Raw genomic sequence first — 12,278 nt, forward strand, 5'->3', positions numbered from 1 at the left:
TGGAGCACGGGATTGTTGAGCCGGACGATCCCCAAAGCCGAGCGAGAGGCTGCTACTGAGGTGCGCTCGCGCCGGCCTGTACGACCGACTTGGGTCGATTTCTGTCTGTCCGTTCTTGGGCGATGCTCCGATCAAAGTAGACCATCCGGTACGACAGGACACTGCATTCCAGCCCCCTTTCCGTTCGCAATCTGAGCCGGAGCGTCGCGAAGGTGTGTTCGGCAAAGAAAGTCTGACGCGTCGAGCTTCGAGGATGCCGCTCAGACGAGCTTGAGTATGTCGTCGAAGACGTCATCCCACCCGGCTTGGTCCAATTCGATGAGGTTGAGGCTACGGAGGTAGAAAGCACCCTCTGCGGCGAGAAAGGCCGTCCTCGCGCGACGCTCGGACGCGGAGCCAGCGTCGAACATACCAATCCATTCCGCGTACCAAGTGCGGGCGCGGTGCAGGTACCCGGGCGACTGCAGCAGCGTCACGAGCATCCCGGCCATCTTGGTCTGGGTAGCTTCGTCGATCCGCTTGGATGCCACGACGTAACCGCGCGCGCGCGCGACGTTGTCGGCATCCGGCGGGGTGCTCCGTGCGACCTCGGCGTCAAATCTTGCCAACCAGCGCTCAACCATAGCGGCGATCAGATCGTCCTTGGTGCCGAAGCAGTATTGTACTCCCCCCTTGGTGATGCCCGAGGCTTTCGCCACGGCATCGAAGGTCAAGGCCGTGGCCCCGTCCCGGCTGACGATCTGCTCCGCGACGTCCAATACCCGGTCGCGGTCGATGGTCCTTGCGCGACCCATTCAGGCATCTCCTTTTTCATTCCATACGTATGGATTTAAATGAGGCGGTGTGCGATGCCAAGCAGGAAGTCGCGGAACCGCATGACCACTCCGAGTGCGATCCGACGCCATCCACGACCCGTTCCTACTGAGGTATGCCACAACATGAGACGGCCTGATCATCGGCGTCCGGTCATCGTCCGGCTCGTCTTGCCTTTCCTCATGGCGATGACCCTAACCGGCTGCAAGCCGGAGGCGAGCAATCCGGCCGCACCTGCCGCCGAGATGTCGTCCATGGATGTCTCGACCGTCGTAGCGGCGACGGCCACGGTGCCGCGCACCCTCGACCTGCCGGGGCGCTTGGTATCGACGCGGGTGGCCGAGGTCAGGGCCCAGGTCTCCGGCATCATCCAGCAGCGCACCTTCGAGGAGGGTAGCCTTGTCAGGAAAGGGGACGTCCTCTTCCGGATCGACCCGGCCGTCTACAAGGCCGAAGTCGATGTCCGAACGGCGGCCGTGGCGCGCGCGGAGGCCACCCGTACCCAGGCCTTGCGCCAGTCGGAGCGCACCGAGACCCTTCTGGAGAAGCAGGCCGCCAGCACCGCCCAGCACGACATCGCCATTGCAACCTTGCGCCAAGCCGAGGCGGACGTCGCGAGCGCGAAGGCCCAACTTGCGCGCGCTAGGATCGACCTGGACTACGCTACCGTGCGTGCCCCCATTGGCGGCCGCATCGGGCGGGCCCTGGTGACCGAGGGTGCACTGGTCGGCCAGGCCGAAGTGACCAAGCTCGCGCTCATTCAGCAGGTCGATCCCATCTACGCCGACTTCAACGCGACCGCCTCGGACCCGAGCCTGCTCGTCGAACGAGCAGGCGGGACGGAGGCCACGGAGGTGAGGCTCGTCCTTCCCAATGGGTCTCTGCACGCCGATGCCGGCCGGCTCCTGTTCACCGACGTCAGCGTCGACCCGGGCACCGGTCAGGTCAGTCTGCGTGCCACCTTCCCGAACCCCCGGGTCGCCCTGCTGCCGGGCACCTATGTCCGCATCCAAGTTCGGCAGGGAACGATTCCCGGCGCGGTCGTCGTCCCCGCTCAGGCCATCCAGCGCAGCAGCGCCGGGGAAGCGCAAGCTTACGTCGTGGTGAGCGGGAAGACCGCGCTGCGGCCGCTCCGCACCGGCGCCCTGACGGATGCGGGTTGGACGATTGAGGATGGCCTGAAGGCCGGCGAGATCGTCGTCGTCGAAGGCTTCCAGAAGATTCAGCCCGGGATGCCGGTGAACCCTGTCCCTTGGAAGGGCACCTGGTCAGCCGAGGCATCCCGGAAATCCTGATCCCCGTCCCGACAGCTGCGGTGCCATTCCGGTATTCCGCTCGTGCAGGCGCATTCCCATGACCCGCTTCTTCATCGAGCGCCCGATCTTCGCCTGGGCGATCTCCATCTTCATCATGCTGGTGGGCGCGATCTCCATCGCCTTCCTTCCGGTCTCGCAGTACCCGGACGTGGCCCCCGTTACGATCCAGGTCACCGCCGTCTACCCGGGTGCCCCGCCCGAGCGTCTCTACGACGGCGTAACCCGTATCATCGAGGAGGAGCTCAACGGCATCCCGGGACTGATGTATTTCGAGTCCACCAGCGACACCTCGGGCCAGGCGCAGATCATGGCTTCCTTCGCGCCGGGTTCCGACCCATCGAAGGCCACAGTCGCGGTCCAGAACCGGATCAAGCGGATCGAGGCGCGCCTGCCGCGGGCTGTGACGCAACAGGGCGTCATCGTCGAGGAGGCCAGCACCAGCTTCCTCCAGTTCGTTGTCGTGAGCTCGCGCGACAGCACCCTGAGCGAGAGCGACCTCGGCGATCTCGCCGCCCGGCGCATCCTGGGCGAACTCCGTCGCGTGCCGGGCGTCGGGCGCGCCATCCTGTTCTCGTCCGAGAAGGCGCTGCGCATCTGGATCGACCCGATGAAGCTCGTGGGGTTGAACCTGACGCCCGGCGATGTGACCGCGGCAGTGGGCGTACAGAACGCCCAGGTGGCCTCCGGCCTCGTCGGCGCCCAGCCCGCCAAACAGGGTCAGCGCATCGCCGCCAGTGTGCTGGTGAAGGGGCAGCTGACGACCGTCGCCGAGTTCGAGGAGATCGTTCTGCGCGCCAATACGGATGGCTCGCTCGTGCGCCTGCGCGACGTGGCCGAGGTCGAGCTCGCTGGCCAGTCCTACACGATGCAGACCCGCCTCGACGGTCACCCGGCCGCCGGCATCGGCATCCAGCTCGCGCCCGGCGGCAACGCGCTCGCCGCCGCGACCGGCGTAAAGGACAAGATCGCCCAGCTCCAGCGCACGCTGCCTGCGAATGTCAGCGTCACGGTACCTTACGACACCACGCCGTTCGTGGAAGTGTCGATCAGGAAGGTGCTGATGACCCTCGCCGAGGCGATGGCGCTCGTCTTCGCGGTGATGTTCCTGTTCCTCCAGAACGTGCGCTACACCGTCATCCCGACCATCGTGGTGCCGGTGGCGCTACTGGGCACCTGCGGCGCGCTGCTGGTGGCCGGCTTCTCCATAAACGTCCTCACGATGTTCGGCATGGTCCTGGCCATCGGCATCCTGGTCGACGACGCCATTGTGGTTGTCGAGAATGTCGAGCGTATCATGAGCGAGGAAGGCCTCTCCCCAAAGGAGGCCACTGGCAAGGCGATGGGGCAGATCACCGGAGCCATCGTCGGCATCACGTCCGTGCTGATCGCCGTGTTCGTGCCACTCGCCTTCTTTCCCGGCTCCGTCGGTGTAATCTACCGGCAGTTCGCGGTCAGCATGGCGACCTCCATTGCCTTCTCAGCCTTCCTGGCCCTGTCGCTCACGCCTGCTCTATGTGCGACCCTGCTGAAGCCCGTCGAGGCCGGCCATGGCCACGCCAATAAGGGCGGATTCTTCGGCTGGTTCAATCGCCGCTTCCACTCAGGCACGCTCGCCTACCGAGCTGGCGTCGCCGGGATGCTGCGACGGCCGGTGCGGTCGCTCCTCGTCTACGCGGCGCTGGTCGCGGCGCTCGGCTGGGGCTACGTGCGCATGCCGTCGAGCTTCCTGCCCATCGAGGACCAAGGTTACGTCATCGTCGACGCGCAGACGCCGCCGGAATCGGCCACCGGCCGCACGCTCGACGTGGCCGAGCGCATTGAGGAGCACTTCGAAGCCGAACCAGCCGTGGCCGCGCGCGTCACGCTGCTGGGCTACGGCTTTTCGGGCCAGGGCCAGAACGCCGCCATCGCCTTCGTGACTTTGAAGGATTGGAAGGAACGCAGAACGAAGGACGGCGCCGAGGCGATCAGCGCCCGCGCCAACTCGGTACTCGGCGGCCTGCCCGACGCCATCGCCATGGCGCTGTCACCGCCGGCCATTGAGGCCCTCGGCAATTCGAGCGGTTTCGCGTTTCGCCTGCAGGACAAGGCGCAGCAGGGTTATGCCGCGCTAGCGGCCGCGCGTGACCAATTACTGAAGGCAGCGAGCCAGAGCCCGGTCCTTTCGGGCGTCTACGTCGAGGGACTGCCCACCGCGCCGCAGATCGAGCTTTCCCTCGACCGACAGAAGGCGAACGCGCTCGGCGTCACCTTCGCCGACATCAACGACGCACTCTCGACAAGCCTCGGCTCAGCCTACGTCAACGACTTCCCGAACCAGGCCCGCATGCAGCGGGTGATCGTACAGGCGGAGGCCGGGCGTCGGATGAAGGCCGAGGATCTGCTCGACTTGCATGTCCGCAACGCGAAGGGCCAAATGGTGCCGCTGCAATCCTTCGCTCATGTCTCATGGACCATGGGCCCTGCGCAGGTGGTCGGGTTCAACGGCTACCCGAGCATCAAGATCTCGGGCAGCGCCGCCCCCGGCTTCGCCAGCGGCGATGCAATGGCCGAGATGGAACGCCTTGCCGGGCAGCTACCTGCAGGTTTCGACTATGCCTGGACTGGGCAATCCCTGCAGGAGAAGCTCTCCGGCTCTCAGGCGGTGTACCTGCTCGCTCTGGCGTTGTTCTGTGTCTTCCTCTGCCTCGCCGCGCTCTACGAGAGCTGGTCGATCCCGCTCGCCGTCCTGCTCGTGGTACCGACCGGCGTGGTAGGCGCTGTCTTCGCCATGCTGCTGCGCGACATGCCGAACGACGTCTACTTCAAGGTCGGCCTGATCACGGTGATCGGTTTGACGGCGAAGAACGCCATCCTGATCATTGAGGTCGCCAAGGAGCTCGTGGCACAGGGACGACCGGTGCGCGAGGCGGCCCTCGAAGCCTGTGAGCTGCGCTTCCGGCCCATCGTCATGACGTCGTTCGCCTTCATCCTCGGCGTGGTACCGCTGGCCGTCGCAACGGGCGCGAGCATGAACAGCCAGCGGGCGATCGGCACCGGCGTGCTTGGCGGCATGATCACGGCGACCGTGCTGGCCGTGTTCGTGACCCCGCTGTTCTACGTACTGATTGCCTCTGCCTTCCGCGGCAGGCCAAGAGCCACGTTTTCGGGTGCCGCCGATGAAACGATGAGCTTGCCCTCGGACATCGATATGAGGCGCGGTGTTCGATGACGACTGGTGGATTGCCGAAGGTTTGCCTCCGGCTATCATCAAACCCTACCTTTCGCGCTCCCCAAGCAGCTCGGTTACAAACCAGAACGCTCAGCACAACGACCGACTGCTTTCCGGCCAGTCCCGACGAAGGAGTATTGACCGGGTTCGGTCGAGACTCGTCCGTCAGCTCTACGACTGGGTTGGGTGGGAGGCGGTCCGATCGCTTCAAGCGTGAGATATGTCGTAGCTGCCTCTGATGGTTGGTGTCGCTTTCCCGAAAACGATCGAAAATCGAGAAGGCAAACGCCTGTGACGAGGCCGTGGGGAGTGCGACAACCGGACAGATGCCTGTCTGCCTCGTCACCGCACGTGCACGCCGCTGAAAAGTAGATCTACCAAGTGAGCGACCCGCGACGCCGATGCTTCGTCATTCTCAACCGCGATGGCCACCGCGCTGATGACGAAGATGATATCGTCGAAGCTAGCGTCCTCTCGAACGACACCGGCTTCCTGAGCCTGCCGTAACAGTCTCTGCCCTTCTGCTGTGATCGCATTGCAGCCGGGTGTCCCATGCTGGATGACGGTCCCCAGCGATGCGGCAAGGTTTCGATAGACGGTCGTATTCGTCGCGAGTTCTTCGAGAAACCGGCGCAATGCGTCTCCGGGATCATGATCCGCACCGCGCGCGCGGCTCGTCTCCGCAACCGACGTGAACCGCTGGTTGCTGGTGGCTGCCAACAGTGCCTCTCGCGTCGGGAAACGGCGGTAAAGCGTGCCGATCCCGACCTCTGCTCGCTTCGCCACCTCCTCCAGCGAAACGCCTGCACCACGCTCAAGGAACAGTTCTTCTGCTGCGACGAGGATGCGCTGACGGTTCCGTTCTGCATCAACGCGTAAGCCAGGCTGGATCAAACTTCTACCTTTCCCTTGTCAAGTGGAGGATGCCTCCATATAGGATGCGGAGCAATCCTCCACTTGAAAGGTCGATTTGATGGTGAAGCGGTTCAAAGACAAGGTTGTGGTGATTACCGGCGGCAGCGACGGCATCGGCCTAGCGTCCGCACGGCTCTTCGCCGAGGAGGGAGCGCGCGTGTACATCACCGCGCGGCGACAGGCGCTGATCGATCAAGCCATCAACCAGGTCGGTCATGGTGCCATCGGCGTGCAGGGCGACGTCACAAACCTCACGGACCTGGCGAGGCTTTACGAACGTATCGAACGCGACCACGGCAAGGTGGATGTCGTGTTCGCCAACGCCGGCGTTCATCAGCCAATCCCGATCGAAGCCATCAGCGAAAACGACTTCGACGTCACGTTTGGCATCAACGTGAAGGGTATGGCCTTCACCGTGCAGAAAGCACTGCCGCTGATGACGGAGGGAGGCGTGATCGTCCTCAACGGCTCGATCGCGGGGTCCAAGGCCTATCCGGGCCAGTCGCTCTACAATGCCAGCAAAGCGGCGGTCCGCTCGTTTGCACGGAGCTGGACCAACGATCTGAAGGACCGGGGCATCCGCGTGAACGTCGTCTCGCCCGGGGCTACCGAGACGCATTTGATCCGAAGCTTCTTCGACAACGCGCCGGGTGCTGAAGAAGGGGTCGTCCAGGGTGTTCCGCTTGGACGCTTAGCGCGTCTCGAAGAGGTTGCTCGTGCCGTGCTGTTCCTGGCATCAGACGAAAGCAGCTTCGTTGCGGGCCATGAGTTGTTCGTGGACGGCGGTGTCGCGGCAGTCTGACCAGGGCCGAAAACCTTTCCAAATTGGAAGGTAGAGCAATAAAGGCATGGACCCCTGCGGGATAGGGCGGCACAAGCAGGTGACGCTTTTCCAAAATCAATTCCCAATTTGCTTATTCCGGCATCTCTTTAAGACCATGGGAAACCGGCAGAGACGCATCGGCCCGAATGACCGGTTTCGGGCTGCTCGGAAATGCTGCGGAACAGCCGGATTGGGTTGGGATCCGCCCGTCCGCTCTTCGACCGACTTGGGTGGATATCTGCCAGTCCGCTTTCAGGCGGCAATGGGGTGATGCAGACGTCGCCGCCGCGCCTGTCTCCGCCCCCGAGGCGGAGTTGTCCCCTCCTGACACTATCGGCAAGATGCGGCTATGGAGCCTGATGAGCACTAGGTCGTGTGGACGGATTTGATGAGGATGAATGCGAGGGCGAGGGAGACGAACGCTGCGAAGCTCGCTCTGGTCTTCTCGCAGCGTAACGCGATGCGTTTGAAGCGTTTGAGCTTTCCGAAGGTCTGCTCGATGCGCGCCCTGGTCCGGTAGAGGGCTTTTGGAAAGAAGACGGGTCTCTTCTTGGCGTTGGCTTTGCAGGGAATGATCGGAGCGATGCCGCGGACGCGGGCGGCGGCGCGATTGCGCTTGCTGTCGTAGCCTTTGTCGGTGACGGCGGCGCGGGGCCTTACGTCGGGCCCGAGATCCAGCAGCGTTTCGAACTGTGGGCTGTCACCGGCCTCTCCACCAGTCAGGACGAAGGCGAGGGGCAGGCCGGAAAAGTCGGTCTTGAGGTGGATCTTCGTCGAGAAACCGCCCCGCGAGCGGCCGAGCGCCTGATCCTGCTGCCCCCCTTTGCACCGGCCGCCGAGACGTGGGCCCGGACCACCGTCGAGTCGAACATCTGCACGAAGTCGGCGGTGGGGCTCAGTTCGGCCAGCGCCTCGAAGAAGGCATCGATCGTCCCGTTCTCGCGCAGTCGCCAGAACCGTTTCCAGATCGAATTCCAGTTCCCGAACTCGGCCGGCAGTGTCCGCCACGTCACGCTCTGCACCGTGAAATAATGCAGCGCTTCCAGAAACCTACGGTCGTCACGGCCCTTGTCGCCCCGTCGCGAGCGAACCGCGCGGAACACCTCCAGGGCGATCGTCCAATCCGCGTCCGTCATCCGTGTCAGCATGGGCAAGCCTCCCCAAAACCGACACTCTATGAATCATCGATCCGCCCGCTCGGAAAGCCCGCCGTCACTAATCCGTCCACACCGCCTAGCGAAACGTTACGCCCTCAGCATGTTTGGCTTGGAGCAGAGCGGACGTAATATTCGGGTGACGTTCGAATAAATGGGTAAAATCTCGGTTAGATATGCGAACCACGAAGCAGGATGAGAGAGTGTTCACCGCATAGTCCATTGGCGGCCCAGCCTAGACCCTCAAAAAAGATCAGGCCTATCCTAACATGTTGGAACACGTCCGCCTTGATCAAAAGTAGCATCATAGAGACACTCGTGCCGGATCATCAGTTTAGAAATTTGTGCACTAAGGATGTCGTATTTCTCACGAATGCGACGAAAGTTCGCGTTTGTTTGTTGCTGAAGGTCACGCAGATAATGGAGCTTTTCGGTGTCTGCATGATCGCCGAGACAGAGACTGCTCTCGCGGAGCGCCAAAAGCCTAACCTGTTGCTCAATTGAAGTTAAGGCATTGATCTGTCCAGCAAGGTACTCTTGCGCATTCATAAGTTGCGTTAGGCTTGCTTGGAGAGCTCGCCGCATTCTAATGAGGTCGGGGCCAGGAAGCAGGTCGTTCGCAGGCACCATGAGATCATGCTCCTCCCACCAGCGCTGCTTGGGGTTCGATCATGCAGCCTCGGGTAATGCCGCTCGCACTCTTAACGAACAAGAACACGAGCGGCCTGCTTTGTCGTATCGACAGCGTATGAGACCTCGTTGATCGATGCCGAAATCGCCAGTACATTCTGTGAAATCGCTCGAACTGCTTCGGCTGCCTCCTGCATGCTGAGTGATATCTCACGTGTCACCACGCTCTGCTCCTCAACCGCAGCGGCGGTGCTGACAACGTAGTCCCGCATGGTCTCGACCGATCCCTGGATCGTTCCGAGCGTACCAGTGACCTGCTCCGAAGCTGCTTGTACGCTATCGATCTCACTGGAAATTTGGCTCGTGGCACGGGCTGCCTGAACGGCGAGGCTCTTGACCTCCTGCGCGACCACAGCGAAGCCGCGTCCTGCTTCGCCAGCCCTTGCCGCCTCAATGGTCGCGTTTAGGGCCAGCAGGTTGATCTGGCTGGCGATATTCTGGATCAGGGATACGATGCCGCTCATCGCGGTCGCAGCTGCTGTGAGCTTCTGTGTAACTGCACCCGCTACCTCTACCTGCGCATGCGCATCGTCCGTTGCAGTGCGTGCCTTGCTCATGCTGTGTGAGATTTCATCGACGGAGGCGGCCAGTTCCTCGGAGGCGGCTGCCATGCTTTGTACGTTGTTGGCTGTACGTCCTGCAGCCTGAGTAGCAGACCTCGACTCCTGCGAGGAGCGCGAAACAGCACCGTCGATCTCAGCAAAATTCTGTTCGATCAGGCGCTTGAGGTCAGCCAGCAAGGCGACCTGCGCTGTAATATCGGTCGCGAACTTCACGACCTTGTAGGGACGCCCACTCGCATCAAAGATGGGATTATAGGACGCTTCAATCCAAACCTCACGGCCATCCTTGCCGATGCGCTTGAATTGCCCCTTCTGGTACTCACCCCGGCGCAGGTTGGCCCAGAACGCAGCGTAAGCGGGACTGCCGGCAAAAGCTGGATCGACGAACATCCTGTGACGCTGACCGACAATCTCGGGCAGCGTGTAGCCGACGACCGACAGGAAATTCTCATTGGCCTCAATGATGGTGCCATCGAGATCGAACGCGATGACAGCCTGAGCCTTTCGAATGGCCTCGATCTGCCCTTCGCGATCCGCATCGAGCCGCTTCTGCCGTGTAATGTCGGTGGCGAATTTGATAATCTTGTAGGGCTTACCCCGTCGATCAAAAATCGGGTTGTAGGACGCCTCGATCCAAACCTCGCGGCCATCCTTGCCAATACGCTTGAATTGCCCGGCCTGGAACTCGCCAGCCCGCAGCTTTTCCCAAAACTCTTTGTATGCGCGACTGTCCCTCAACGCCGGCTCAACAAAGTCTCGGTGCTGCTGCCCAATGACCTCCTTTGCGCTAAGACCAAGCACGGTGAGGAAGTTCTCGTTGGCGCGAACGACAGTTCCATCGAGATCGAATTCGATCACTCCCTGAGACCGTTCGAGCGCAGCAAGTTTGGCGCTATCTTCGGTCGTCGAAGGATGGTTGCGGCTGAAGAGCATTGACAAAAACTTTCGAAAGCTGTCGCGCAATGTTGGCCCGTAGTGCCCACAAACTACGCTCCAGCCCTAGCTGAATACTCGAACAACAGATGATCACCATCCGCCTCAACCCTTAAAAATAGGTTTAATTTCAACCAGAACTCAACTGAGGTGAGAGCATTATGGTGCGGCATTCGGATTGGAGCCGCCGGCCTGGACTAACTGTTTACCCTTTGAGTCGTGCGGAAGAACGCTGTGGGGGCCGTGTTCGGTGCGGTGGTGTCCTCAGGTCAACGACGAGGGCCGTCCCAAATATGTGATCCGAGTGGGCGACGGACCCTTGCTTATCGCCCTGAAGCAGGACGTTCCGCTTAGAGCCCGACGAAACATTTTCGATGACGCAGCTTCTATTCGCCATGGTTCCGATCTCCGTCATCGTTTTATCTACCGGTGCCTTAGTGCTATTCTGTTCGTTGGAGTTTTCGCTAATGGCAGTCATTGGCATGCCCATCCCATGTTACTCAACAAGGCGGCTCCAAAGCCGCCTTGTTGAGTAGAAAATGAAAATTGGCTGCAGCCTGTGTCGAGAGACGTTCACAAGGGTGGAAAGTCGATGTGTTGGATGAAACGGTACTAGAAGTCCGACGAGTCGCGCGATCAGTAGCTTCCGGTCTTGTCAAAGGAATACCGTCCCTTGCCGACTGCAGGTGTCCGAACGAGGTTGTTGCCTAGATATGAGGTGGAGATGGATTGAGCCGAGCTTGACCTTAGTACACCTCCGCCTTTAATCGCGATTTCGCCTTTCACGGGAAAAGCTCGCCTAAAAATTGAGCGGCAAGCGAAAATATGTCGAGCGTTAACCTGGATGCAACAATCTTGATCAAACCTGAAGAGGTATAACAGTAAACGCGCATGTGGCAGGTTCGTATCTTTAAACTAAATATGCCTTTGCTTCTAGAGTCTTCAATAGGCCATCTAACTGATGGAATTCATTGTCAAACACCGCATCGGCTCGAATATGAATACAGAGCTCGCCCTCCTTTAGTCAGCCAATAAATGAAGTAATTTTCTGCAAGTAACAGATAGGCTATAGCTTTGCGGGTTGCTTTCATCCGAAATTCGAGTCGAGTTTGAGTAGAATAATGCAATATTTAACAATAAATAAGGTACGTTCCAAGCAGAGGTGCCAAATGTCCGTTAGTTATCCCAATACATCATTCGCAAGTTACGAGACCGGGGCCATTTTATTGACAGAGCACACGTTGGTGCATGTCATTGTCTGTGACCGAACAGTGCTGGGTGTGAGCCTGGTTATGCTCGACACAGACATTGTTCCAGATGTATTCTTGTTGAGGCTATCTGATTCACTGCCTTTACTGGTCTGCAAAACCGCTTGGAGAACCTCCGAAGTTATAGGGGCTTGGTACGACAGCCCGACGGGAGGAGGTGCCAGATCATTGAATTAAGCGAAACAAAGTAAAATAGAAAATAATCGTTTTTAGTGAGTATCGAATGGGCGGTACAAGTCTTTAATGGGCACACCATCTGGGCGAATCTGTGATTTTTTTCAGTGCAGAATCTCTGCATGGCGAGCATAGACTTGTGTCATGCGGCGCACTCAAAGTAACCGGTGTTCATTTTCTAGTCGCCCAGGCCTATGATGGCAGGGTTCAGGCACTGATGGTTTTGAACACGGTGCTGAAGGGGTGGCTGCCTGTCAGGCGCGAGGTGTCGACGACGGTGCGGATGGCGGCCTCGCCTTCAGCGGCCCATAGGGCGCGGTAGCCGTTGGTGACCTTCCCCTGCGCGACGGCTGGGCGAAGCAACCGCTAGGAGCCCGTCCGAGTAACGATTTTTCGGATTGAGGTCGGGGTTGAGATC

At 60.4% G+C, this 12,278-nt stretch carries 8 protein-coding genes and 2 pseudogenes; 3 read left to right on the plus strand and 7 right to left on the minus strand.

The window, feature by feature from the left end; translation table 11 throughout:
* Window positions 1-260: 260 nt before the first annotated feature.
* Window positions 261-794 (minus strand): TetR/AcrR family transcriptional regulator, encoded by a 534-nt coding sequence (locus tag ACYQR9_RS20870; RefSeq protein WP_056453595.1) that lies wholly within the window; start codon window positions 792-794, stop codon window positions 261-263.
* 144 nt (window positions 795-938) lie between these two features.
* Between ACYQR9_RS20870 and ACYQR9_RS20875 the strand changes: the two genes are divergently transcribed.
* Both ACYQR9_RS20875 and ACYQR9_RS20880 read left to right on the plus strand, forming a co-directional pair.
* The gene (locus ACYQR9_RS20875; protein ID WP_056453591.1) at window positions 939-2,108 is read left to right on the plus strand and encodes an efflux RND transporter periplasmic adaptor subunit; all 1,170 of its coding nucleotides are present in this window, start codon (window positions 939-941) and stop codon (window positions 2,106-2,108) included.
* A 58-nt stretch (window positions 2,109-2,166) separates the two neighbouring features.
* A complete protein-coding gene (locus tag ACYQR9_RS20880; protein WP_056453588.1) occupies window positions 2,167-5,340 on the plus strand; it encodes an efflux RND transporter permease subunit in 3,174 nt (1,057 codons plus the stop codon).
* 342 nt (window positions 5,341-5,682) lie between these two features.
* Here the strand turns inward: ACYQR9_RS20880 and ACYQR9_RS20885 are convergent, their stop codons facing one another.
* A complete protein-coding gene (locus ACYQR9_RS20885) occupies window positions 5,683-6,234 on the minus strand; it encodes a TetR/AcrR family transcriptional regulator (RefSeq protein ID WP_056453584.1) in 552 nt (183 codons plus the stop codon).
* 79 nt (window positions 6,235-6,313) lie between these two features.
* On the opposite strand from ACYQR9_RS20885, the gene ACYQR9_RS20890 reads away from it, so the two are divergent.
* Window positions 6,314-7,057 (plus strand): SDR family NAD(P)-dependent oxidoreductase, encoded by a 744-nt coding sequence (locus ACYQR9_RS20890; protein ID WP_056453582.1) that lies wholly within the window; start codon window positions 6,314-6,316, stop codon window positions 7,055-7,057.
* A 387-nt stretch (window positions 7,058-7,444) separates the two neighbouring features.
* Here the strand turns inward: ACYQR9_RS20890 and ACYQR9_RS20895 are convergent, their stop codons facing one another.
* The 5 genes and pseudogenes from ACYQR9_RS20895 to ACYQR9_RS20915 all read right to left on the minus strand — a co-directional run.
* Entirely contained in the window at window positions 7,445-8,086 is a 642-nt protein-coding gene (locus ACYQR9_RS20895) for an IS5 family transposase (RefSeq protein ID WP_461227896.1), read from the minus strand.
* Window positions 8,008-8,226: pseudogene (locus ACYQR9_RS20900) on the minus strand (transposase); the annotation flags it as partial. The pseudogene ACYQR9_RS20900 and the gene ACYQR9_RS20895, both read right to left, overlap by 79 nt.
* Before the next feature lie 270 nt (window positions 8,227-8,496).
* On the minus strand, window positions 8,497-8,862 hold the full coding sequence (locus ACYQR9_RS20905; RefSeq protein WP_461227897.1) for a hypothetical protein: 366 nt from the start codon (window positions 8,860-8,862) through the stop codon (window positions 8,497-8,499).
* 71 nt (window positions 8,863-8,933) lie between these two features.
* The gene (locus tag ACYQR9_RS20910) at window positions 8,934-10,418 is read right to left on the minus strand and encodes a methyl-accepting chemotaxis protein (protein ID WP_461229863.1); all 1,485 of its coding nucleotides are present in this window, start codon (window positions 10,416-10,418) and stop codon (window positions 8,934-8,936) included.
* Window positions 10,419-12,067: 1,649 nt separating this feature from the next.
* Window positions 12,068-12,226: pseudogene (locus ACYQR9_RS20915) on the minus strand (IS66 family transposase); the annotation flags it as partial.
* Window positions 12,227-12,278: the final 52 nt, after the last annotated feature.

The sequence above is a fragment of the Methylobacterium sp. CM6241 genome (assembly GCF_054817845.1).